This window comes from Novosphingobium sp. NPDC080210, assembly GCF_050281025.1.
Lineage (GTDB): Bacteria > Pseudomonadota > Alphaproteobacteria > Sphingomonadales > Sphingomonadaceae > Novosphingobium.
In genome coordinates, this window is sequence record NZ_JBNNWL010000002.1 from 551,367 (window position 1) to 573,889 (window position 22,523).

Annotated in this window: 31 protein-coding genes; 15 read left to right on the forward strand and 16 right to left on the reverse strand. The window is 63.8% G+C overall.

Annotated features, from left to right (window positions below):
* Positions 1–8 precede the first annotated feature (8 nt).
* The 10 genes from ACQKOE_RS08835 to ACQKOE_RS08880 all read right to left on the reverse strand — a co-directional run bounded on the left by ACQKOE_RS08835 (position 9) and on the right by ACQKOE_RS08880 (position 3,938).
* Positions 9–359, reverse strand: coding sequence for a YbaN family protein (locus ACQKOE_RS08835; protein ID WP_427512447.1), 351 nt, complete (start codon positions 357–359; stop codon positions 9–11).
* Positions 360–363: 4 nt separating this feature from the next.
* Entirely contained in the window at positions 364–771 is a 408-nt protein-coding gene (locus ACQKOE_RS08840) for a SufE family protein (protein ID WP_427512448.1), read from the reverse strand.
* 112 nt (positions 772–883) lie between these two features.
* The gene (locus ACQKOE_RS08845) at positions 884–1,117 is read right to left on the reverse strand and encodes a hypothetical protein (RefSeq protein WP_427512449.1); all 234 of its coding nucleotides are present in this window, start codon (positions 1,115–1,117) and stop codon (positions 884–886) included.
* Positions 1,118–1,145: 28 nt separating this feature from the next.
* The gene (locus ACQKOE_RS08850) at positions 1,146–1,430 is read right to left on the reverse strand and encodes a hypothetical protein (protein WP_427512450.1); all 285 of its coding nucleotides are present in this window, start codon (positions 1,428–1,430) and stop codon (positions 1,146–1,148) included.
* Positions 1,430–1,768 (reverse strand): hypothetical protein, encoded by a 339-nt coding sequence (locus ACQKOE_RS08855; protein ID WP_427512451.1) that lies wholly within the window; start codon positions 1,766–1,768, stop codon positions 1,430–1,432. Before ACQKOE_RS08855 ends, ACQKOE_RS08850 begins: the two co-directional genes overlap by 1 nt.
* Positions 1,765–2,049, reverse strand: a complete 285-nt coding sequence (locus tag ACQKOE_RS08860; RefSeq protein WP_374589032.1) for a hypothetical protein — start codon at positions 2,047–2,049, stop codon at positions 1,765–1,767. Before ACQKOE_RS08860 ends, ACQKOE_RS08855 begins: the two co-directional genes overlap by 4 nt.
* A 26-nt stretch (positions 2,050–2,075) precedes the next feature.
* Complete coding sequence (pspC, locus tag ACQKOE_RS08865; RefSeq protein ID WP_374589034.1) at positions 2,076–2,453, reverse strand: envelope stress response membrane protein PspC; 378 nt, start codon at positions 2,451–2,453, stop codon at positions 2,076–2,078.
* Between the two features lie 70 nt (positions 2,454–2,523).
* Positions 2,524–2,829, reverse strand: coding sequence for an envelope stress response membrane protein PspB (gene pspB / locus ACQKOE_RS08870; RefSeq protein ID WP_427512452.1), 306 nt, complete (start codon positions 2,827–2,829; stop codon positions 2,524–2,526).
* 3 nt (positions 2,830–2,832) lie between these two features.
* Entirely contained in the window at positions 2,833–3,774 is a 942-nt protein-coding gene (pspA, locus tag ACQKOE_RS08875; protein ID WP_427512453.1) for a phage shock protein PspA, read from the reverse strand.
* A gap of 8 nt (positions 3,775–3,782) precedes the next feature.
* Positions 3,783–3,938: a hypothetical protein gene (locus tag ACQKOE_RS08880; RefSeq protein WP_374589040.1), complete on the reverse strand. Its 156-nt coding sequence runs from the start codon at positions 3,936–3,938 to the stop codon at positions 3,783–3,785.
* A 159-nt stretch (positions 3,939–4,097) separates the two neighbouring features.
* Between ACQKOE_RS08880 and pspF the strand changes: the two genes are divergently transcribed.
* Positions 4,098–5,123, forward strand: a complete 1,026-nt coding sequence (gene pspF, locus ACQKOE_RS08885; protein WP_427512454.1) for a phage shock protein operon transcriptional activator — start codon at positions 4,098–4,100, stop codon at positions 5,121–5,123.
* 11 nt (positions 5,124–5,134) lie between these two features.
* On the opposite strand, the gene ACQKOE_RS08890 is transcribed toward pspF, so the two are convergent.
* From ACQKOE_RS08890 to ACQKOE_RS08905, 4 genes are all read right to left on the reverse strand, one after another.
* Complete coding sequence (locus ACQKOE_RS08890) at positions 5,135–5,344, reverse strand: hypothetical protein (protein WP_427512455.1); 210 nt, start codon at positions 5,342–5,344, stop codon at positions 5,135–5,137.
* The gene (locus tag ACQKOE_RS08895; protein ID WP_427512456.1) at positions 5,337–5,528 is read right to left on the reverse strand and encodes a hypothetical protein; all 192 of its coding nucleotides are present in this window, start codon (positions 5,526–5,528) and stop codon (positions 5,337–5,339) included. Before ACQKOE_RS08895 ends, ACQKOE_RS08890 begins: the two co-directional genes overlap by 8 nt.
* A 239-nt stretch (positions 5,529–5,767) precedes the next feature.
* The gene (gene infA, locus ACQKOE_RS08900) at positions 5,768–6,031 is read right to left on the reverse strand and encodes a translation initiation factor IF-1 (RefSeq protein WP_374589047.1); all 264 of its coding nucleotides are present in this window, start codon (positions 6,029–6,031) and stop codon (positions 5,768–5,770) included.
* 4 nt (positions 6,032–6,035) lie between these two features.
* On the reverse strand, positions 6,036–6,242 hold the full coding sequence (locus tag ACQKOE_RS08905; protein ID WP_374589049.1) for a cold-shock protein: 207 nt from the start codon (positions 6,240–6,242) through the stop codon (positions 6,036–6,038).
* A 303-nt stretch (positions 6,243–6,545) separates the two neighbouring features.
* Here ACQKOE_RS08905 and rimP point away from each other — a divergent pair, with 303 nt between their 5' ends.
* The 13 genes from rimP (at position 6,546) to ACQKOE_RS08970 (ending at position 19,636) form a co-directional block, all read left to right on the forward strand.
* Positions 6,546–7,106, forward strand: coding sequence for a ribosome maturation protein RimP (rimP, locus tag ACQKOE_RS08910; protein WP_427512457.1), 561 nt, complete (start codon positions 6,546–6,548; stop codon positions 7,104–7,106).
* 2 nt (positions 7,107–7,108) lie between these two features.
* Complete coding sequence (nusA, locus tag ACQKOE_RS08915) at positions 7,109–8,731, forward strand: transcription termination factor NusA (RefSeq protein WP_374589053.1); 1,623 nt, start codon at positions 7,109–7,111, stop codon at positions 8,729–8,731.
* Positions 8,712–9,461 carry a DUF448 domain-containing protein gene (locus tag ACQKOE_RS08920; RefSeq protein WP_374589055.1) on the forward strand — a complete coding sequence of 250 codons (750 nt, stop codon included), beginning with the start codon at positions 8,712–8,714 and terminating at the stop codon, positions 9,459–9,461. Before nusA ends, ACQKOE_RS08920 begins: the two co-directional genes overlap by 20 nt.
* Positions 9,462–9,484: 23 nt before the next feature.
* Positions 9,485–12,022 carry a translation initiation factor IF-2 gene (infB, locus tag ACQKOE_RS08925; protein WP_427512458.1) on the forward strand — a complete coding sequence of 846 codons (2,538 nt, stop codon included), beginning with the start codon at positions 9,485–9,487 and terminating at the stop codon, positions 12,020–12,022.
* Positions 12,023–12,079: 57 nt separating this feature from the next.
* Positions 12,080–12,325, forward strand: a complete 246-nt coding sequence (locus ACQKOE_RS08930; RefSeq protein ID WP_427512459.1) for a type II toxin-antitoxin system RelE family toxin — start codon at positions 12,080–12,082, stop codon at positions 12,323–12,325.
* Between the two features lie 4 nt (positions 12,326–12,329).
* Complete coding sequence (locus ACQKOE_RS08935) at positions 12,330–12,704, forward strand: helix-turn-helix transcriptional regulator (protein ID WP_427512460.1); 375 nt, start codon at positions 12,330–12,332, stop codon at positions 12,702–12,704.
* Positions 12,704–13,099 carry a 30S ribosome-binding factor RbfA gene (gene rbfA, locus ACQKOE_RS08940; protein ID WP_427512461.1) on the forward strand — a complete coding sequence of 132 codons (396 nt, stop codon included), beginning with the start codon at positions 12,704–12,706 and terminating at the stop codon, positions 13,097–13,099. Before ACQKOE_RS08935 ends, rbfA begins: the two co-directional genes overlap by 1 nt.
* 286 nt (positions 13,100–13,385) lie before the next feature.
* The gene (locus ACQKOE_RS08945; protein WP_427512462.1) at positions 13,386–13,964 is read left to right on the forward strand and encodes a thymidine kinase; all 579 of its coding nucleotides are present in this window, start codon (positions 13,386–13,388) and stop codon (positions 13,962–13,964) included.
* A 48-nt stretch (positions 13,965–14,012) separates the two neighbouring features.
* Positions 14,013–14,705, forward strand: a complete 693-nt coding sequence (locus ACQKOE_RS08950) for a site-2 protease family protein (protein WP_427512463.1) — start codon at positions 14,013–14,015, stop codon at positions 14,703–14,705.
* A gap of 4 nt (positions 14,706–14,709) precedes the next feature.
* Entirely contained in the window at positions 14,710–15,720 is a 1,011-nt protein-coding gene (gene truB, locus ACQKOE_RS08955) for a tRNA pseudouridine(55) synthase TruB (RefSeq protein ID WP_427512464.1), read from the forward strand.
* A gap of 5 nt (positions 15,721–15,725) precedes the next feature.
* Positions 15,726–15,995 (forward strand): 30S ribosomal protein S15, encoded by a 270-nt coding sequence (gene rpsO, locus ACQKOE_RS08960; RefSeq protein ID WP_374589069.1) that lies wholly within the window; start codon positions 15,726–15,728, stop codon positions 15,993–15,995.
* A gap of 254 nt (positions 15,996–16,249) precedes the next feature.
* On the forward strand, positions 16,250–18,553 hold the full coding sequence (pnp, locus tag ACQKOE_RS08965) for a polyribonucleotide nucleotidyltransferase (protein WP_427512465.1): 2,304 nt from the start codon (positions 16,250–16,252) through the stop codon (positions 18,551–18,553).
* Positions 18,554–18,625: 72 nt separating this feature from the next.
* Complete coding sequence (locus tag ACQKOE_RS08970) at positions 18,626–19,636, forward strand: sensor histidine kinase (protein WP_427512466.1); 1,011 nt, start codon at positions 18,626–18,628, stop codon at positions 19,634–19,636.
* Between the two features lie 11 nt (positions 19,637–19,647).
* On the opposite strand, the gene ACQKOE_RS08975 is transcribed toward ACQKOE_RS08970, so the two are convergent.
* Both ACQKOE_RS08975 and ACQKOE_RS08980 read right to left on the reverse strand, forming a co-directional pair.
* Positions 19,648–20,814 carry a diguanylate cyclase gene (locus tag ACQKOE_RS08975; RefSeq protein ID WP_427512467.1) on the reverse strand — a complete coding sequence of 389 codons (1,167 nt, stop codon included), beginning with the start codon at positions 20,812–20,814 and terminating at the stop codon, positions 19,648–19,650.
* 47 nt (positions 20,815–20,861) lie between these two features.
* Complete coding sequence (locus tag ACQKOE_RS08980) at positions 20,862–21,521, reverse strand: GcrA family cell cycle regulator (RefSeq protein WP_374589077.1); 660 nt, start codon at positions 21,519–21,521, stop codon at positions 20,862–20,864.
* A gap of 70 nt (positions 21,522–21,591) precedes the next feature.
* Between ACQKOE_RS08980 and ACQKOE_RS08985 the strand changes: the two genes are divergently transcribed.
* Positions 21,592–22,482 (forward strand): ABC transporter permease, encoded by an 891-nt coding sequence (locus ACQKOE_RS08985; RefSeq protein ID WP_427512468.1) that lies wholly within the window; start codon positions 21,592–21,594, stop codon positions 22,480–22,482.
* The last annotated feature ends 41 nt before the right edge of the window (positions 22,483–22,523 follow it).

The window sequence follows — 22,523 nt, forward strand, 5'->3', positions numbered from 1 at the left end:
CGGCGGCGCTATTCCGCGCGGGTCCAGATCCAGGTTCCGGCGATCAGCAGGACCGCGATGGAGATCAGCACCCAGGGCCAGCCGATGGTGAACCAGGTGATGACCGCCCCGGCGCCCATGGCCAGAACCGCGCTGACCTTGGCCTTGCGCGAGATTGCGCGCCGTTCCCGCCATTGCCGCAGCGGCGGGCCATAGCGGGGATGGTCCAGCAATTGCTGCTCCCACTTCGGGTTCGAGCGGGCGAAGCAGAAGGCGGAAAGCAGCAGGAACGGGACGGTCGGCATGATCGGCAGGACAATGCCGATCATCGCCAGGATAAAGCTGACAATCCCGACGCCGAGGTAAAAGTGCCGCTTCACCGGATCAGGCAGCAAGACGCGCGGCGGTCTCGCGCACCAGAGCGATCATGTTGGGCACGCCCTGGGTCCGGTTGGACGACAGCTGGTTTTTGAGATCAAACGGTTCCAGCCGCGCGGCAATGTCGGTTGCAGCGACTTCATCCGCCGGCCGGTCCTGCACTGCGGCCAGGACCAGGGCGACAATGCCCTTGGTAATGGCCGCATTGCTGTCCGCCAGAAAGTGCAGGCGGCCATCGGCGAGCTGGGTTGGATAGACCCAGACCGAGGCCGAGCAGCCGCGCACCAGGGTGGCGTCCGTTTTCAGCGCATCGGGCATGGGTTCAAGTTGGCGCCCCAGTTCGATCAGCAGGCGATAGCGTTCGTCGCCCTCAAGGAACTCGTATTCTTCGGCAATGTCGGAAAGGCTGCGCACGGTGGGGGAACTGCTTTGTTGAACGATCGGTTCCGCCCCTAGCCAAAGTGGCATGAGCGCGAAAGGCGGGATTCCCCTTTTGCCGTCATCTCCGCTTGCGCGGGGACGACGGTTAGATGTCCACGCCCGCCGCAATCGCTTCAAGCTTGCGGATGCGTTCCTTCAGGTCGGCAATCTCGATCCGGGCCGCGCCGGTTGCTGCGCCGCCTTCGATTTCCGGGCGGTGCATTTCCAACTCGCGGGTCTTGAGCTGAAGCCATCCCTGCCAGCCGCGCAGGCCCGCGTGGGCCAGGATGACCACGCCGGTCAGCATGGTCGCAGCGATCAGGAGGTATTCGCTGTTCATCGCGTTTCTCCCTTGTCCTCGTTCGTTCCTACTTGTCGCGCAGGCTTTCGATCTCGTCGGCCAGAGCGCGCGTCGGGCGCTGGTCGGTGGCAATGCGCTCCAGAACTTTCACGCGTTCGCGCAGGGCGTCGACTTCCCTTTCAAGTTCGGTTTCGCGCTGGCTGTGACGCGGCTGGCCGGAAGTCTCTTCGTCCCGGTTGCGCCCAAAGCCGAGCAGCGGGCCCTTATCCAGCCCAGCCCGAATGCGCTGCGTACGGATCTGGTAATAGGCGCCGATAGCTGCGGCGACGACCAGTGCGGTGCCCATATCCATTACTGCACTTCCTTCTGTTCGATCCGCAGCGCCTCAATCTGGTGCGTGAGGTGATAACCACTGTCGGTGACGATCCGTTCGACATTGGCGAGACGGTCTTTGACGCTCCCTAGCTCGGCCCGGAGAGCTGCATTTTCCTGGCTCAGCAGTTTGATGCGTTCACCGTCTTCATGGGTGGTCTTGGGATAGACGGCCTGTCCCCAGGCTCCACTCAAGGGATAGCCGTTCTTTATCTTCATCCGCGTTGAATAGATTACGCCGCCAGTAATAAGGCCGACCACGATAATCGCCGCCGGAGCAAGAATTCCAGCCAATTGCAGCACTTGATCCGGGCTCATTTGCGCAACTCCTTTTCGCGCGAGTCGATCAGCGCATCGACCCGGCGGGCATCGCGCAGGGCTTCGATCTGGCTGGCGACGTCATAGCCCTTGTCCGTCACGATCCGTTCCAGCACGCGCACGCGCTCTTCCAGTTCAGAGGTGTGGCTGACGTATTGCGCGGCTTTCTCGGCGGTTTCCTTGATCCGCAGTTCGGCCATTTTCGACTGGTGCTTGGTCCAGACGATGAAGGCCACCATCAGGAACGGAGCCAGCGGGACCAGGATTCCAAGTTGATCCATTTCAGTTCTCCCCTCTCACGCCGCGCTTAGCGCAGGCGCTCGATCTCGCTCGACAGGCGCGGGTTGCTGCTGACGTAGAAGGTTTCCACTTCGGCCAGGCGGCGGTCGATGTCGCGGAAGCGCGCCTTCACCTCACGCGCGGTGCGGGTGGGGGACTGGCGCACGCCCTGCCAGAACTGCTGCTCCTGACGATCACCATAGAGATGCGCGGGCTTCTTGTCGGCCAGGAAGCCGGCCAGGAAATAAAACGGCAGGATGGACCCGCCGGTCATGAAGACCAGGCCAAGAAAGCCCATCCGCACCCAGATCGAATTCACGCCCGTATAGTCGGCAATCCCGGCACAAATGCCCATCAGCTTGCCATTGACGCTATCGCGGTAAAAGCGGGTACGCAGGCTGTTCATCGTTCTATCCCCTTCCATTGGCCGGCTTGCTTTGCGGCCAGTCATTGCGGTCATCAGCGGCGGCGCGGGTTCAGCGGCGCGCGCGGCTGGCTTTCAGCTGTTCCAGTTCGTCGAGCGGCGAGGGTGCCGTGCTGGTGCCATCGGCCAGCTGACGGTGGTGGCGGAAATCCGGGTTGTCGGATGCGACGAGGCGCTCGACCGTTTCCATCCGGTCTTCCAGCCGCCGCGCCAGCTGGTACAGCTCGTCCAGCAGGGCCTCGTCGTTGCTGGTCAGCGTCGGTGCGGTCTTCCACTTGGTCATGTAGTGGAGGATCAGCCAGGGCAGGCCGATGAACAGGGTAACGATCACGAAACCCGGCACGAAAATGTCTTCCATGGATCAGTCCTCCTGCTTGTCGTCGCCCTTCAGGGCGCGCTTCATGGCTTCCAGTTCTTCGTCGATCTTGTCCTGCCCGGCCAGGGCAGCGATTTCATCGGCCAGGCTGGGCTTGCTCGACTGGTCGGCCAGGCCCAGCGCATCGGCGCGGCCTTCGGCATAGTCGACGCGGCGTTCCAGCTGGTCGAACCGGGCCATGGCTTCGTCCACCCGCTCGCTGGCCAGCAGGGTGCGCAGCTTCACGCGGTTCTCGGCGCTTTCCAGGCGGGCGGCGATGGCGTTCTGGCGCGAGCGCGCCTCGCGCAAGCGGTTCTGCAGCTTTTCGATGTCCACTTCATAGGCGCGCAGCGCATCGTCCAGCACGGCAATCTCGGCCTTCAGCTGCTCGGCCATGTCGGCGGCCTTCTTCTTTTCGACCAGGGCGGCGCGGGCCAGGTCCTCGCGGTCCTTGCTCAGCGCAAGCTGCGCCTTGTCCGCCCAGTCGGCCTGCAACTGATCCAGCTTGACCGTGTGGCGGTGCATTTCCTTCTGGTCGGCAATGGTGCGCGCCGCGCTGGCGCGGACTTCGACCAGGGTTTCCTCCATCTCGAAGATGATCATGCGGATCATCTTTTCGGGATCGTCGGCCTTGTCGAGCAGGTCGTTGAAATTGGCGGCGATGATGTCACGGGTGCGGCTGAAAATTCCCATCCAGGGTACTCCGGAAGAAAAGGTGGAGGCGGTTTCCCGCGTGGTGCGGCGCAGCCGTTCGACCTCTGCCTCAAAGCGCGATGCGCGCTGGCGGGGGGGCTGGACGGGGCCAAGGTCTGCGGGCTGGCTGGTCTGGGCCGGAAATTCCCGCTGGCGCGAGGGCTGGTGGCGGGAGGACTGGGGGCCGCCATCAGAGCTTGCCTGGGATTCCGGCCCAAGCGGGGAAAAGGGGTCATGTCCCATGTCGCGGGTCACGGGCGGGCTCAGGCCTGCTGCGCCGCTTCGCCCTGGACCTGGGCGAAGGAAGCGGAACGGTCGACCTGCTGGGCCAGGACCAGGACATTGAACGACAGCATGGCTGCAAGCGACAGGACGATGGCCTTGTCCAGGGTGCTGGCAGTGCGGATCCGGTTGAACATGATGCGTGCTCCATTTGAGCGGAAGGTGGTTTGCACACCTCTTCGCAAGCAGCGTGCCAATTTCAGAAGTGGCTGATTTAGGTAGTTTCGCTGCCCTATTCGACGAACGACATGGTGGAATTCTTGCGCGGTGTTGGGAATTTTCGCTACATATTGGGAATGGAGCGCAACACGCAGTTCGTTGGCCAGTCCACGGCCTTCCTTGACTCGGTCGAACGCGCCAGCCGCGCCGCGCCGATGGGGCGTCCGGTGCTGGTGATCGGGGAACGCGGAACCGGCAAGGAACTGATTGCCGAGCGCTTGCATCAGCTCTCGCGCCGCTGGCAGGAGCCGCTGGTCACGCTGAACTGCGCGGCCTTGCCGGAAAGCTTGATCGAGGCGGAGTTGTTCGGTCATGAGCAGGGTGCTTTCACCGGTGCTACCAGATCGCGCGCCGGCCGGTTCGAGGAAGCCGACAAAGGGACGCTTTTCCTCGACGAACTGGCAACCCTGTCGATGGGCGCACAAGAACGCCTGCTGAGGGCCGTGGAATATGGCGAAGTCACGCGCATCGGTTCGTCCCGCCCGATCAAGGTGGACGTGCGGATCGTGGCGGCCACCAATGAGGATCTGCCGCGTCTTGCCGAGGAGGGCCGCTTCCGTCCCGACTTGCTGGACCGGCTAAGCTTTGAAGTCATCACCCTGCCGCCCCTGCGCGTGCGCGAGGGGGACATTCGCGTCCTGTCCGACTACTTCGGGCGGCGCATGGCGGCGGAACTGCACTGGGACGCCTGGCCTGGCTTCAGCGAGCGGGCCATGGCTGCGCTGGAAGACTATCGGTGGCCCGGCAACGTGCGCGAACTGCGTAACGTGGTGGAGCGTGCGGTCTATCGCTGGGACAATTGGGAAATGCCGGTTGCCCACGTCGAGTTCGACCCGTTCGACAGTCCGTGGAAGCCGCAGCCGATGCCGCGCGCGGCAGAGTCCGGCGCGCCAGCCCGCCCTGCGGAGCAACCAGCCGCGCCGCCCGCGCTGGATCAGATCACGGACCTGCGCAGCGCCGTGGACGCGCACGAAAAGGCCATCCTGGAAAACGCCCTGGCCCGCAACCGCTTCAACCAGCGGCAGACGGCCAAGGCGCTTGGGTTGACCTATGACCAGCTACGCCATTGCATGAAAAAGCACGGGCTGAGCGAGCGGGGCTGACAGACAGCCCTTCACTTGGTCGCGTATTGGCCGGCCTTGGCAGCGAAGTTGGCGCGGGCGAAGTTCTTCGCCGCGGCGGACGTGGCGAAAACCTCGTCCTGCATCGTGCCGGTGACGATCGGATAGCCCTGCGAATTGTAGCGGACGTCGCGCACGGTCAGGCGGAACGAGCCGTCCGGCTGGCTTTGTATCAGGAAGGGGCGGGTGCTTTCATCAGTCATGGGCTTGTTCCTTTTCGCGTTCGCGCTGGGCACGCGCCGTACGGATGGATTGCTCGCGGGCGGCCAGGCCAAGCCAGACCGAACGCGAGCGCACCAATGTATCGCGCTGGTTGGCAAGTGTGGCAGCATCAGCCGCGCGAGCGCAGCTTTCCGCCTGGTCGATGTAGAATTGTTCGGACATCATGGCCGCACTTGCCTTTCCGGCGATCAGCCCAGCACTTCCATCACGGCAAGGCGCGTTTGTTCGCGCGTTAGCGGAGAGATTGCGGGCTGAGGCAAAAGCGGCTGCTTGCCGCCTGGGGTGAAGGCGCTTCGGCGCGGCGCAAGGCTGCGGCGAAGGGCCGGGATAATGGTATTGATAGTCATCATGTCATTCCGGGCGGCTAGAGTGCCGCCCTCTTCTTGTTGTGTTCTTGGGGAAGGCTAATGTCGCCGCTTCCCATGTGGCCCGGTCGGACCGCCACCGGGGCCGCGTTCGCGAAACACGATGCGTCCCTTGCTCAGGTCGTAAGGGGTCATTTCCACCCGGACCCGGTCACCCACGACCGAGCGGATGCGGAACTTCCGCATCTTCCCGGCCGTGTAAGCGATGATCCGGTGATCGTTTTCCAGCATGACGCCGAAACGACCATCGGGCAGGATTTCGTCGATCTGGCCATCGAGGGTCAGAAGCTCCTCCTTGGCCATCGGTTCAGGCTGCTTCGAGCTGAACTGCCGAAGTCTTGCCGCGGCGATCGGTTTCCAGTTCGTACTTGACGCGCTGGTCCTTATCGAGCGTGCCCATTCCGGCACGTTCCACGGCCGTGATGTGGACGAATGCATCGCCGCCACCTTCATCGGGAGCGATAAAGCCATAGCCCTTGTCGGAATTGAAAAACTTTACGGTGCCTACTGGCATGGTCTGTTCCTTTCACGAAACATGAGTGATCGCCCGGCAACTGGCCGGTCGAGCGTGGAAGCGTGAAATGGAACGAAGGAGCCGCAGTGGGCAGAAAAGTTCCGTCGCAGGCGACGTTAGCCCGGCCTATGTAGGCGTGCAGTGTGCATAATGCAATGGCGGCGCCAAACTGGCCCTTGCTTTTGCTGCAAGTCGCGCCTATTTGCGCCTTCATCCCGAAATTGTGACGCAACGGAGGGGCTGGCGCCGAAAGGGGCCGGCGCGAAACCGCATTGTCACATCATCCGGGCAAACGGAGTTTTCATGGCGGACATCGCGCGCATTACCGAAGTTGTCGAACCCGAGGCAAAGGCCCTGGGCTTCGACCTCGTGCGCGTGCGCCTGTTCAAGGGTGGCGAGATCGGGGATGAGGAGCAGACGCTCCAGATCATGGCTGAGCGTCCCGAAACCGGCCAGCTGGTGATCGAGGATTGCGCCGCCTTGTCGCACCGCATTTCCGATGCCATCGACGCGCTGGAAGAAGCAGGCGAAGTGCTGATCGAGGACGCCTACCGTCTCGAAGTATCCTCGCCAGGGATTGACCGCCCGCTGACTCGGGCCAAGGACTTTGCCGACTGGGCCGGGCACGAAGCACGGGTCCAGCTGGTCAATCCGGTCGAAGGCAACCGCAAGTCGCTGCAAGGCGATCTTGTCGGGATCGATGGCGAAACGGTGACCCTTGCCGACAAGAAGTCCGGCGAAGTGTCCTTTGCGCTGTCCGACATTCATTCCGCCAAGCTGGTCCTGACGGACAAGCTGATCGCTGCAACGCGCCCGCTGGACACCAGCGGCGCCGATGAAATTCTTGAAGAACGGGAAGACTGAACATGGCCAGTCCGATTTCTGCCAACCGCGCTGAACTGCTCGCTATCGCCACTTCGGTTGCGACCGAGAAGATGATCGACAAGTCCATCGTCATCGAGGCGATGGAAGAAGCGATCCAGAAGTCCGCGCGCAACCGCTATGGTGCGGAAAACGACATTCGCGCCAAGCTGGACCCGCGCACCGGCGACCTGCGCCTGTGGCGCGTCGTCGAAGTGGTTGAAGAGGTCGAGGACTACTTCAAGCAGGTTGACCTGAAGCAGGCGCAGAAGCTGCAGGCCGATGCCAAGATCGGCGACTTCATCGTCGACCCGCTGCCCCCGGTCGATCTGGGCCGCATCGACGCGCAGTCGGCCAAGCAGGTGATCTTCCAGAAGGTCCGCGATGCGGAGCGTGAGCGCCAGTACGAGGAATTCAAGGACCGCGCCGGCGAAATGGTCACCGGCGTGATCAAGTCGGTCGAATTCGGCCACGTGATCGTCAACCTGGGCCGCGCCGAAGGCGTGATCCGCCGTGACCAGCAGATCCCGCGCGAAGTCGCCCGCGTCGGCGAACGCGTCCGCGCCCTGATCCTGAAGGTGGAGCGCCAGAACCGCGGTCCGCAGATCTTCCTGTCGCGCGCGCACCCGGACTTCATGAAGAAGCTGTTCGAGCAGGAAGTGCCCGAAATCTACGACGGCATCATCACCATCAAGGCCGCCGCCCGCGATCCGGGCAGCCGCGCCAAGATCGGCGTGATCAGCCGCGATTCCAGCATCGACCCGGTCGGCGCCTGCGTCGGCATGAAGGGCAGCCGCGTTCAGGCCGTCGTGCAGGAAATGCAGGGCGAAAAGATCGACATCATCCCCTGGAGCGAAGACACGGCGACTTTCGTGGTCAACGCGCTGCAGCCGGCAACCGTCAGCCGCGTGGTGATCGACGAGGAAGAAAGCCGCATCGAAGTGGTGGTGCCTGACGATCAGCTTTCGCTGGCAATCGGCCGCCGCGGCCAGAACGTCCGCCTGGCCAGCCAGCTGACAGGCAGCCAGATCGACATCATGACCGAGGCCGAGGCTTCGGAAAAGCGCCAGAAGGAATTCGCCGAGCGTTCCAAGATGTTCGAGGAAGAACTGGACGTCGATGAAACCCTGTCGCAGCTGCTGGTGGCCGAAGGCTTCAGCGAGCTGGAAGAAGTCGCCTATATCGACGTGGCCGAACTGGCCGCGATCGAAGGCTTCGACGAGGAACTGGCCGAAGAGCTTCAAAGCCGCGCCACCGAAGCGCTGGAGCGCCGCGAGGCTGCTTACCGCGAAGAGCGTCAGGCCCTGGGCGTCGAAGATGCCCTGGCCGAAATCCCGCACCTGACCGAGCAGATGCTCGTCACCTTGGGCAAGGCCGGGATCAAGACGCTGGACGATCTGGCTGACCTGGCCACCGACGAACTGATCGCCAAGAAACGCACCGAACAGCGCCGCCGTGATGGCAGCGCCCCGGCCCGCCGCGAGCGCGAGCAGGATCGTGGCGGCGTTCTGGGCGAATATGGCCTCAACGAAGAGCAGGGCAACGAGATCATCATGGCCGCGCGCGCTCACTGGTTCGAAGATGAACCGGCTAACGAGGAGGCCGCCGATGCGGATTCCTCACAATGAGCCGCTAGGTTCCGGCATCTCGGCGCAGACCGATTCGGGTGAACCCGAACGGCGCTGCATCCTGACCGGGGACCACGGTTCCCGCGACGATCTGCTGCGTCTGGCGATTTCGCCCGCCAATGCCGACGGCCAATGTCTGGTTCTGCCCGATGCCCTGGCGCGTGCGCCGGGGCGGGGGGCCTGGATCGGCGTTTCCCGCGCAGACCTTGAAAATGCGATTGCCAAGGGCAAACTAAAGGGAGCACTGGCCCGCGCCTTCAAGGGTGCGGCGCTGACGATCCCGGATGACTTGCCCGAACGCGCGGAAACCGCGCTGCGCCGCGCCTTTACCGACCGGCTGGGGCTGGAAATGAAAAGCGGCAAGCTGCTGCTTGGCTCTGACCGGATCGCCGAAAACGCGCGGATGGGCAACGTTGCCTGGCTGGCCCATGCCAGCGATGCAAAGGAAGACGGCTCGCGCAAGCTCGATCAGGCGTGGCGGGTCGGGCGCGACGAGGAAGGCTCCGGGGCAACCGGGTTAACCTTGCCTCTGGACCGGGCGGCGCTGTCTGTGGCATTGGGCCGCGACAATGTCGTCCACCTGGCGCTGACCGATCCCCGGTCGGTCGAAAGGATAGAAGTCCCGCTCAGGCGCCTGCTGCGCTTCCTGGGGCAGGGTCAAACGAACGATCAGGGCAATGGCGGGCAAACGGACGATTCGTCCGGTCATTCGCCTGCGACGGCAAATTAAGTGTTGAAGGGCTGGTTAGAGAAATGAGCGATAGCGAAAACAAACCGACTTTGGGCCGCAAGCCGCTGGGTCTGAAGAAGTCGGTGGAAGCGGGCGAGGTCAAGCAGACCTTCAGCCACGGCCGCACCAACAAGGTGGTGGTCGAGGTGAAGCGCCGCAAGCTGATCGGCAAGCCCGGCGCTGCCGAAGCCGCTCCGCCGCCGCCGCCTCCGCCGCCCGCTCCGGCCCCCGTTGCCGCGCCCAAGCCCGCGCCGAAGCCCGCTGCGCCTGCCGGTGAAACCCCGCAGGAGCGCGTCGCCCGCCTGCAGCGCGAGGCGGAAGAAGCCCGTCTGGCCATGCTGGAAGAGCAGACCCGCCGCGAAACCGAAGAGCGTCAGCGCGCGCTTGAGGAAGAGCGCCGCCGCGCCGAAGAAAACCGCAGGGCCGAAGCCGAAGCTGCTGCGAAGGCCGCTGAACCGGCTACGCCCGCACCGGAAGCCGCTCCTGCTGCCGCCGAAGAACCTGCCGCTGCTGCTGCTCCGGCCCAGGAGGAAGCGGCCAAGCCCGCCGCTACTCCCCAGGCTCCGGCACCGCGCCGCTTCACCCCGGTGGCCGCGCCCAAGCGTCCGGAACCGCCGGCGAAGAAGATCGTGCATCCGCGCGACAAGTCTGGCGCAGAGCGTCGCCATGCTGGCAAGCTGACCGTCACCAAGGCGCTGAACGAGGACGAAGGCGCGCGCGCCCGCTCGCTCGCGGCGCTGAAGCGTGCCCGTGAAAAGGAACGCCGCGCGCACTTTGCCGGGCAGAGCCAGCCGCGTGAAAAGCAGGTCCGCGACGTGGTAGTGCCCGAAGCGATCACGGTCCAGGAACTCGCCAACCGCATGGCGGAAAAGGGCGCAGACCTGGTCAAGGCGCTGTTCAAGATGGGCATGATGGTCACGGTCAACCAGACCATCGATGCCGACACGGCGGAACTGCTGGTCGAAGAATTCGGCCACAACATCCAGCGCGTTTCGGAAAGCGATGTCGACATCGACACGGCTGCCGACGTCGATCCCGAAGAAAGCCTGAAGCCGCGTCCTCCGGTCGTGGCGATCATGGGCCACGTCGACCACGGCAAGACCAGCCTGCTCGACGCGCTGCGCGGCACCGACGTGGTGAAGGGCGAAGCTGGCGGGATCACGCAGCATATCGGCGCTTACCAGATCAAGACCAAGAAGGGCGACCTGGTCACTTTCCTCGACACCCCGGGCCACGAAGCCTTCACCGAAATGCGCCAGCGCGGCGCCAACGTGACCGACATCGTGATCCTGGTCGTGGCCGGTGACGACGGGCTGATGCCGCAGACGATCGAGGCGATCAACCACACCAAGGCGGCCGGCGTGCCGATGATCGTGGCGATCACCAAGAGCGACAAGCCCGAATTCAACCCGCAGAAGATCCGTGAGCGCCTGCTGGAGCACGAAGTCATCGTCGAAGCGATGTCGGGCGACGTGCAGGACGTGGAAGTCTCGGCCAAGACCGGGGCCGGACTGGACGAGCTGATCGAGAAGATCCTGCTCCAGGCCGAACTGATGGAACTGCGCGCCAATCCGGACCGTGCCGCCGAAGCCACCGTGATCGAAGCCAAGCTGGACAAGGGCAAGGGCCCGCTGGCCACTGTGCTGATCAACCGCGGCACGCTGAAGGTGGGCGACATCCTGGTCGTCGGCACCCATTCGGGCCGCGTCCGCGCGATGCTGGATGACAAGGGCCGCCAGATCAAGGCAGCTCCGCCCGCGCTTCCGGTGGAAGTGCTGGGCCTGGGCGGCGTACCCATGGCCGGTGACACGCTGACCGTGGTGGAAAGCGAAGCCCGCGCCCGCGAAGTGGCCGGGTTCCGCCAGGAACGCGCCACGGCGAAGCGGACCACGCAGGCTCCGGCCAGCCTGGAGAACATGTTCTCTGCGCTGTCGGCCAAGCAGACCGTGATCGAATATCCGGTGGTGATCCGCGCCGACGTGCAGGGTTCGACCGAAGCGATCGTCAATGCGCTGAACCGCCTGTCGAACGACGAGATCAAGGTCCGCGTCCTGCAATCGGGCGTGGGTGCGATCACCGAAAGCGATGTTGCCCTGGCCCAGGCCAGCGGCGCGCCGATCATCGGCTTCAACGTCCGTCCGAACGCCAAGGCGCGCGAACTGATCGAACGCCAGAAGGTGCACCTCAAGTACTTCGACGTGATCTATCACCTGACCGAGGAAGTGGCCAAGGAAATGGCCGGCATCTGGGGTCCGGAGCGGATCGAGCACGTGGTTGGCCGCGCCGAGGTCAAGGAAGTCTTCCCGGCTGGCAAGCGCGACAAGGCCGCTGGTCTGCTCGTCCTGGAAGGCGGGATCAAGAAGGGCCTGTTCGCCCGTCTTACCCGCAACGACGTTATCGTCAGCAAGACGACCATCGCCTCGCTGCGCCGCTTCAAGGACGACGTGCCCGAAGTCCGCGCTGGCCTGGAATGCGGTGTCGTGCTTCAGGATACCAACGACATCAAGGCTGGCGACATGCTGGAAGTCTTCGAGGTCGAGGAGCGTGAACGCACGCTGTAATTACGGATTTCGTAATTTCAGTTGTGAATTCGGCTTGGAGAAGCTATCTTCACTCTGATGGAGATACGCTTTTCCAAATCGGCCGCGCGTTCGCTGCTGCGCTCCGATAAGCGGGTCTTGCTGCGGCAAAAGATTGACGACCTCGCGCATGATCCCCTGTCGATGAGCGCGAATGTGAAGCGATTGGCTGGGCGGAGCGAGTATCGCCTGAGGGTTCAGAACTGGCGCGTGATCTTCCGGATTGAGGATGACGTGCTGTGGATTGATGACATTGCTCCGCGCGGGGCAGCATACGAGGATTGATCGGATGACTGCGCAAATCATTGAGATTGCCGGCAAGAAGATGGCGATCCTTCCCGAGGACGAATATCGCAAACTGCTGGATGCGGTGGACGAACAGTCCGATCTGCGTGTAGCCGAGCGCGCGGAACGGCGTCGGCACGAGGGCGAGGAATATCTTCCGGCAGAACTGGTCGACAGATTGATGGGCGGCGAAAATGCCTTGCGAGTCTGGCGAAACTACCGCGGTATGAGTGCGGCTGGCCTGTCCAAGGCATCAGGTGTCGAACAGTCCAGGATTTCCGAACTTGAAAATGGAAAGGCGCAGGGCAAGCCAGCCACCTGGCGCGCCTTGGCCGATGCGCTGAATGTTACCGTCGATGACATTCTTCCGATAGACTGATGAGCCGCCAGAACGCCACGCCCGAAACGCGCTCGGTCCGCCTGCTCAAGGTGGGCGAACAGGTGCGCCACGTGATCAGCGAACTGCTGACGCGGCAGATGGTGCATGACGAGGTCCTGACCGCGCACTCGGTCAGCGTCACCGAAGTCCGGATGAGCCCGGACCTGCGCCACGCTACCGTCTTCGTGAAGCCCCTGCTGGGGACGGACGAGGACCTGGTGATCAAGGCGCTGCGCACCAACACGGCCTTTTTCCAGAAGGAAGTGGCCGGCAAGCTGCGCCTGAAATATGCCGCGCGGATCAAGTTCCTGCCCGACGAAAGCTTTGACGAAGCGAGCCGGATCGATGCGCTGCTGGACGATCCCCGCGTCCGCCGCGACATCGGCGAGGATTGAGCGGCTAATAACCCCGACCCGTTCGTGGTGAGGAGGTGCCGAAATCGCAGATTGAGGCGCCGTCTCGAACCACAGCGTCGCTCTCTGTCCTTCGAGACGCCCACTCAGCCTTCGGCTTCGCAGGCTCCTCAGGACGAACGGTGCCGGGGGTGAAGCCACGCTCAGGCTGAGCTTGTCGAAGCCGGGCCGGGCAACGTAGCACCCTTCGACAAGCTCAGGGTGAGCAGGGCTAAAGCCTCAGCAATGCCGCTGGCCTTTTCGCCGCAATCGCTTATCTCACGGCCCCATGGCCAAGCTCTATTTCTACTACGCCAGCATGAACGCGGGGAAATCGACCACGCTGTTGCAGGCCGATTTCAATTACCGTGAACGCGGTATGGCGACCATGTTGTGGACCGCCGCGCTCGACCATCGCAGCGATCACAACGCCATCGAAAGCCGCATCGGACTGGGCGCGGACGCGCATCGCTATCAGCCGGATACCGACCTGTGGGAACGGGTCACGGCGGCGCACCGGGTGGAGCCGCTGGCCTGCGTGCTGGTCGACGAAGCGCAGTTCCTGTCCGAGGCGCAGGTCTGGCAGCTCGCCCGCGTGGCCGATCAGGCCAACATTCCGGTCCTGTGCTATGGCCTGCGCACCGATTTCCAGGGCGAACTGTTCCCGGGCGCCAAGGTGCTGCTGGGGATCGCGGACAGCCTGGTAGAGATCAAGGCGGTGTGCCACTGCGGCCGCAAGTCGACCATGAACCTGCGCGTCGATGCCAGCGGCGCGGCGGTCAAGCAGGGCGCGCAGACCGAAATCGGCGGCAATGACCGCTATGTCGCGCTCTGCCGCAAGCACTTTGTCGAAGCGCTGGGAGGGTAATTCGTACCGCCATTGCGCCGGGCAGTATGGAGCCCTAGGTAAGCGGCCATGAACGATACCCTGTTCCAGGTCGCCGCGCTGGTCATTCCGCTGATCATTGCGATTGTCTTTCACGAGGTTGCCCACGGCTGGACTGCCCGGGCGCTGGGCGACCCGACTGCGGCGCAACTGGGGCGGCTGACGCTCAACCCGGTCAAGCACGTCGATCCGTTCGGGACGATCATCCTGCCCGGAATGCTCAAGCTGGCGGGTCTGCCGGTGTTTGGCTGGGCCAAGCCGGTGCCGGTGGTCAAAGGACGCCTGCGCAATCCGCGCCGCGACATGATGATCGTCGCGGCGGCGGGGCCGGGCAGCAATCTGGTCATGGCGCTGATCGGGGCAGTGGCCCTGGGGCTGGTCATGCGCGGCTTTGCGGCCGAGGCGGAGCCATCGCTGGCGGTTTCGTTCCTGGCGGCGAACCTGTTCAACTTCATCCTGCTCAACATCTTCCTGGCGCTGTTCAACCTCCTGCCGATCCCGCCGTTCGATGGCGGACACATCGTCGAAGGGCTGCTGCCGCCACAGGCAGCGCGCCAATATGCCGCGATGCACAGCAAGGCACTGCTGATCATGATCCTGCTGTTGGTGGTCCTGCCGTGGATCGCGCCCAGCCTCAACGTGGTCAGCTGGCTGGTCCTGCCGCCGGTGGAATGGCTGACCGATCACTACCTGAAGATCGCGCAGGCCGTTGCCGGAAAGTAAGGCGATGCCGCACGGCTGGATCATCCTCGACAAGCCGCACGGGCTTGGCAGCACCCAGGCCGTTGCCGCGGTCAAGCGGGTCTGCCGGCAGGCGGGGCTGGGCAAGGTCAAGGTCGGCCACGGCGGCACGCTGGACCCCCTGGCGACCGGGGTTCTCCCGATTGCACTGGGCGAGGCGACCAAGCTGACCGGGCGCATGCTCGATGCCAGCAAGGTCTATGCCTTCACCATTGCCTTCGGGACTGAAACCGACACGCTGGACCTGGAAGGCCAGGTCATCGCCGAAAGTCCGGTGCGGCCGAGCCGGACAGAGGTTGAGGCCATCCTGCCGCGCTTCACCGGCCCGATCCAGCAGGTGCCGCCCGCCTATTCCGCGATCAAGGTCGACGGCGAACGCGCCTATGACCTGGCCCGCGCGGGGGAAGCAGTGGAACTCAAGTCCCGCGAAGTCACGGTGTACCAGCTCAATTTCCTCCCCGAACCGGGGAGGGGGACCGGCGAAGCCGGTGGAGGGGGATTGGCGGCAGACGAGGCTTTTGGAGATCGCCCCCTCCACCACCCTGCGGGCGGTCCCCCTCCCCGTGACGGGGAGGATCTGGCGGAAATCACCCTTGTCGCCCACGTTTCCAAGGGCACCTATATCCGCAGCCTGGCGCGCGACATTGCGAAGGCCCTGGGCACAGTCGGCCATGTGACCATGCTGCGGCGGATCAAGGCCGGGCCGTTCGGGATCGAACAGGCGATTTCACTGGACAAATTGAACGAAGTCGCTAATGGCCCGCAGCTTGAGAACGTACTCTTGCCGCTGGAGGCAGGGCTGGTCGACATCCCGGCTCTCAACCTCGGTCCGGAACAGGCAAGGGCGGTCCGACAGGGCCGGGTTCTGACCGGGCTGTCCCAGGACGATGGGCTTTGCTGGGCGAGGGCGGGAAACATTCCCGTCGCGCTGATGGAGGTTTCCTCCGGTGAAGCCACGGTTGTCCGGGGGTTCAATCTTCCCGATGTCGCGGAGTAAATGATATGTCGGTTACCGCCGAAAAGAAGCAGGAAATCATCCAGGACAACGCCCGCGCCAAGGGTGACACCGGTTCGCCGGAAGTTCAGGTGGCCATCCTGACCAGCCGCATCAACACGCTGCAGGGTCACTTCAAGGATCACCACAAGGACAACCACTCGCGCCGTGGCCTGCTGATGATGGTCAACAAGCGTCGCAGCCTGCTTGACTATCTCAAGCGCAAGGATGTGGACCGCTACAACGCGCTCATCGCCAAGCTCGGTCTGCGCAAGTAAATCAAAGCATCGGCCCGCTTCGGCGGGCCTTTCGCTTTTTATCATCCCTGCAATTTGCAGGGATCGCCGGCTTCCCACCGGAACCGGCAACCACCCATCCCCGTTTTCCCGGGGATGCCGTTACAAGGGCGAGGGGCATGCAATCCGGCAGCCCCAGCCACAGGGCCAACCAGTGCCCTTACCCGGACCGGGACGGATTTTCCCCGGCAGCAAACCTCGCACGCAATAGGGCGTGGCGAGGCGAAGGAAACGAAATGTTCGACGTCAAAACCGTATCGATGGAGTGGGGCGGAAAGACCCTCACCCTGGAAACCGGCCGCATTGCCCGTCAGGCTGACGGCGCGGTCCTCGCCACTTATGGCGAAACTGTCGTGCTCTGCGCCGTCACGGCCGCCAAGAGCGTCAAGGAAGGTCAGGACTTCTTCCCGCTGACCGTCCACTATCAGGAAAAGTTTTTCGCCGCGGGCCGTATCCCCGGCGGCTTCTTCAAGCGTGAACGCGGTGCGACCGAAAAGGAAACCCTGGTTTCCCGCCTGATCGACCGTCCGGTTCGTCCGCTGTTCCCCGAAGGTTTCTACAACGAGATCAACGTCATCGCGCAGGTCCTGTCCTATGACGGCGAATGCGAACCCGACGTGCTGGCGATGATCGCCGCTTCGGCCGCGCTGACCATCTCGGGCGTTCCGTTCATGGGCCCGATCGGTGCTTGCCGCGTCGGCTACAAGGACGGCGAATACACGCTGAACCCCAAGCAGGACGTTGCGATCCGCGACGGCGAGCTGGACCTGGTCGTTGCCGCTACGGGCAATGCCGTGATGATGGTCGAATCCGAAGCCAAGGAGCTTTCGGAAGAAACCATGCTCGGCGCGGTTCTCTTCGCGCATGACGAGTGCAAGAAGGTCTGCAACCTGATCATCGACTTGGCCGAAAAGGCCGCGAAGGAGCCGTGGGAAATCGCGGTTACCGACAATTCGGCGATGAAGGCCGAAATCAAGAAGCTGATCGGCGACGATGTTGCCAAGGCCTATGCCACGGTTGACAAGACCGCCCGCCGCGAGGCGCTGGAAGTCGCGCGTGAAAAGGTCAAGGCGCACTTTGCCGACCAGGACGGCCAGACCGTCATGACCGCGATCAAGCTGACCAAGAAGGTCGAGGCCGACGTGGTTCGCGGCGCGATCCTGAAGAACGGCACCCGCATCGACGGGCGCAAGGTCGATCAGGTCCGCCCGATCGAATCGATGGTCGGCTTCCTGCCGCGCACCCACGGTTCGGCGCTGTTCACCCGCGGTGAAACGCAGGCGATCTGCACCACCACGCTGGGCACCAAGGATGCCGAGCAGATGATCGACGGTCTGGAAGGCCTGTCGTACTCCAGCTTCATGTTGCACTACAACTTCCCGCCCTATTCGGTCGGTGAAGTGGGCCGCTTCGGCGCTCCCAGCCGCCGCGACACCGGTCACGGCAAGCTGGCCTGGCGTGCACTGCAGGCCGTGCTGCCGAAGAAGGAAGACTTCCCCTACACGATCCGCGTTGTCTCGGACATCACCGAGTCCAACGGTTCGTCCTCGATGGCCACTGTCTGCGGCGGTTCGCTGTCGATGATGGACGCCGGCGTGCCGCTGACCCGTCCGGTCTCGGGCATTGCCATGGGCCTGATCCTGGAAGGCGACGAGTTCACCGTGCTGTCCGACATCCTGGGTGACGAAGATCACCTGGGCGACATGGACTTCAAGGTGGCCGGCACCAGCGAAGGCATCACCACGATGCAGATGGACATCAAGGTGGCCGGGATCACGAAGGAAATCTTCGAAGCCGCGCTGCAGCAGGCCAAGGGCGGCCGCGCCCACATCCTGGGCGAGATGACCAAGGCCCTGGGTTCGGCCCGCACCGAACTGTCGGCCCACGCACCGCGTATCGAGACGATCCAGATCGACAAGTCGAAGATCCGTGACGTCATCGGCACCGGCGGCAAGGTGATCCGCGAAATCGTGGCGGAAACCGGCGCCAAGGTGGACATCGACGATGAAGGCGTGATCAAGATCTCGTCGTCCGACCTGTCGCAGATCGAAGCCGCCAAGAACTGGATCCTGGGCATCGTCGAGGAACCGGAAGTCGGCAAGATCTATGACGGCAAGGTCGTCACCATCGTCGATTTCGGCGCTTTCGTGAACTTCATGGGCGGCAAGGACGGTCTGGTCCACGTCTCCGAAATGAAGAACGAGCGCGTGGAAAAGCCGACCGACGTCGTTTCCGAAGGCCAGGCCGTGAAGGTCAAGGTTCTCGAAATCGATCCGCGTGGCAAGGTTCGCTTGTCGATGCGCGTCGTCGATCAGGAAACCGGTGCCGAGCTGGAAGACACCCGTCCGCCCCGCGAACCGCGTGAACCGCGCGGTGATCGTGGTGATCGCGGCGGTGATCGTCGTGGCCCGCGTGGCGGCGGCGATCGCGGTGGCCGTGGCGACCGTGGTCCGCGCCGCGACGACCGTGGCCCGCGTCGCGACCGTGACGAAGGCGGCAACCCGGATCATGTCCCCGCCTTCCTTAAGGGCGATGATTGAGCCTGGACGCAAGTCTGCTAATAGAAGGGGGTCGCGTGCAAACGCGGCCCCTTTTTCTTTGGGCGAGGATTTGTGGCGGGAACCGAGAAATGGTGGGAGCGGCTTCCGCTTGCCCAGGACCGGCCCTGGGTCATTTTCAGCGCGACATTGGGCTTGATGGGCATCGCATTGGGGCTGCGCCTGCTGCTCCTGCCATTCATGCCCACCGGGCTGCCCTTCACCATGTTCTATCCGGCAATCATTGCCTCTGCGGTGCTGTACGGCATTCGCGCCGGCGTTCTGGCCGGAACCATCGGGGTGCTGCTGGCATGGTATTTCTTCCTGCCCGGCGTGGGCTTTGCCCTGGGAGTCGGGGTTCCCTTCGCGCTCGTACTGTATTCAGCAGTCATTGCGGTCAGCCTGACCTTGATCCGGTTCCTGCAACTGGCAATCCAGCGGGCGAACGATGCGCGCGAAGTGAGCCGCAGGCTGGCCGAAAGCCGCGAGACGCTGTTCCGCGAATTACAGCACCGGGTCGGCAACAATCTTCAGGTGGTGAGCGCCCTGCTATCGCTGCAAAAACGCAAACTGTCAGACCCTTCCGCGATCGAAGCGCTGGAGGAGGCGGCTGACCGGGTGCAGCTGATCGGCCAGATCCAGCGTCAGTTGTACGATCCCGATGGCGAGCGACAGGCGGTGGACGACTTGCTGGGCCGGGTCATTGCGGACTGCCTGGAAAGCTATGCCCGGGACGACGTGACCTATGAAATCAGGGTCGAGCCCGCGCTCGACATGCGGCCGGAACTGGCCATACCCGCTTCGCTGATCGTCTATGAAGCCGTCGCCAATTCGATCGAGCACGGCTTTCCCGATCGGGGCGGCGCGATCACTCTGGATGCGCGTTATGAAGCGGATTGGATCGTGGTCTGCATTGCCGACAACGGCAAAGGCCTGCCCGCGGATTTCGCAGCGCTTCAGGGAACGAACATGGGCCTGAAGCTGTCTTCTGCGCTGGCGGTGCAATGCGGCGGAACGTTTGCAATAGACTGCGCGAATGGACTTACGCGGGCTACGGTGCGCTTGCCGCGTGGCAAGTCAGCCTGAACCCGGTGCCTTCAAGCGGCGGAACTGGCGAGCGGGGGCAGGCAATCTTCGGCCTGGGCGATTTCGACGCAGTTGCGTCCCTTGCGTTTTGCCCGGAACAGGGCCGCGTCGGCAGCGCGCAGCGCGATGCTCGGGTCGCCGCAGGCAAACACATCGGCGATCCCGGCTGAAAAGCTTACCTGCCCGAACGGTTCCTCGGTCAGGCGGTTGACCAGGCGGCGTTCCGCCAATTGCCGCCGCAGCGCATCCAGTCCGGCAAAGGCATCGTCCAGCGCCATTCCGCGCATCAGCATGACGAATTCCTCTCCCCCATGCCGGGCAACATGGCATCTGTCGTGGGAGAAGGATGCAAAGCTGTCAGCCACCAGTTTCAGCACCCGGTCGCCGGCCTCATGGCCGTGGACGTCGTTGATCGCCTTGAAGTTGTCGATATCGCAAAAGGCCACGCAGAGCGGCTCTGCTTCCGCGCGGGCCTGCTGGAACTGCTCCCGGTAGGTTGCATCGAACGAGCGGCGATTGGGCAGTCCGGTCAGGTGATCGACTTCGGATGCGCGGCGCGCCTCGCTCAGCCGCCGGCGCAGTGCCCGCGTCTGGGCTTCGCTGCGCAACATCTGGCGCTCAAGGTCGCGCGTCCGCCGCACCATGACCCGGGCAATTGCCGCCAGTTCGGCAATCACGCCGCCTGTCTTGTTCGCGTGTTCCAGTTCGCTCACATGCTCTTTCAGCGCGGAGTGATACCGGCTGGTGGCACTGTGCGCATCGCGGCTGGTCGTGGCCAGTTCGTCGATCGAGGTTTCCAGCCGCTCGACCAGTTGGTTGAGCGTGGCAATGTCCTCGCCCCGGCTGCTGTCGCCGGCCAGGTCTTCCAGCAATTCGCGCGTAAAGGGTTCGCGGCTGTGGATGCGCCGTTCGACGGCGCGCACCAGCCTACTGTCGGTTGCGTTCAGGTAATTGTAGGCGACGGACAGGCTGGCAGCGGAAACTTCCAGCTGGTGCGCCACGATGAACTGCGCCACTTCGTCAAGCTGCCGCGCCTGGGCATGGTTCCGGCGCTCCGGGGCTGGCGCTTGCTGCGCGGCGCCATTTGCCTCCTCGCGCGCTTCCCCGGACAAACCTAGACCCAGCCAGCCCAGCCAGCCGCGTGATGATCTGGGCAGGTTTTGATCGCGCGCGGCCATGCCGCAATAAACGGCAGCTCCGCAGCAATCTTAAGCCTTACAGCCCCTTAACGGACCCGCGGGCCGCCGAACGGCAGTGGCGGCGGGGGACGGCGATGACCACGCGGCAGCTGCGCCTGATAGGCCCGGCCGCAATGCTCTACGCAATAGGGGAAGCCAGGGTTCACCTTTTCCCCGCAGAAGTGGAAATCGGGCTCGCCGGGATGGCCCATCGGCCAGCGGCAGATCCGGTCGTTCAGGTCAAGCAGGCTGGTCTTGTCGGCGATTTCCGGGCTCGGCTTGGCCGGAACCAGGCGGCGCGGCGGTGCGGGCGGGATGGGGGCCTGCTGGTCGCCCGGACCCTGACGGAGAAATCCGCCCGGACCGACGGAGACAATGCGCGGACCGGGTGCAGGTGCAGGAGCGGCGTTTTCCGACGGAGCAGGCGCCGCAACCGGAGCTGCCGCGCGCGGCGCAACCGGTGCTGGACGCGGTGCCGGTGCGGGGCGCGGCGCAGCCTCGGCCTTGGGCGCCTTGGGCGCGGGCGCGGCTGCTTCCTTGTCATTTGCCTTCACCGGGCTGGGGCGTGCCTTCAGGCCCAGGCGATGCGCCTTGCCGATCACGGCATTGCGGCTGACCCCGCCCAGTTCATCGGCGATCTGGCTGGCGGTTGCACCGCCTTCCCACATCTTGGTCAGCTTTTCGATCCGTTCTTCGGTCCAGCTCATGACTTACTTTCCTGTGCGGCAGCGCGCCGCAAACTTGCCAATGGCGCAGGCTGCGGATAGTCGCAACAGCATGGCCGATCAATCTTTTCCCAGCCCGAATGGCTCAAACCCAGCCCCCGCAGCGAATGGCACGGGGAAAATGAATTTTCCGGCCCAGGGAGAATCCCACTTTTCCGGCATCAACCGGCTGGGTTTGTGGACTCTCTATATGAAGGAAGTGCGCCGTTTTATCAAGGTGCAGACCCAAACGATCTGGGCACCGGCGATAACGACACTGCTGTTCCTGGTGATCTTCAGCGTCGCGATGGGGCGGGCCGAGGTGCGAATCCTGGGGGTGAACTTCCCCACCTTCGTCGCGCCGGGCCTGATCGTCATGGGCATGATGCAGAACGCCTTTGCCAATTCGAGCTTCAGCTTCCTGGCCGGCAAGATCCAGGGCACGATCATCGACTATCTGATGCCCCCGCTCTCCGAGGGTGAACTGATGCTGGCAATGACCGCCGCCGCCGTCACCCGCGCCGTGCTGGTCGGTCTGGCAGTCTATGCGGCGATGCTGCTGTGGCCGGGCGTGCACCTTACCATCGCGCATCCCTGGGCCGTGGTGTGGTTCGGCCTGATGGGCTCGGTCATGCTGGCCTTTGCCGGGCTGATCACCTCGATGTGGGCGGAGAAGTTCGATCACAACGCGGCCGTGACCAACTTCATCATTGCCCCGCTGTCGTTGCTGTCGGGCACGTTCTATGTGATCGACAACCTGGCGCCCGCGTTCCAGACGATCAGCCGGCTTAACCCATTCTTCTACGTCATTTCAGGCTTCCGCTTCGGCTTCCTGGGGCAGAGCGACATTGGCAGTACCAACCTGGCAGTGCTGCACGGCGCGATCGGGCTGGGCGTGCTCAACCTGGTGCTGGGGCTGGTGCTTTACGCCCTGCTGCGCAGCGGCTGGAAACTCAAGAGCTGATCCGGCTGTTGTCTCGCAGCGGGCAATCGGCCCACCGTCTA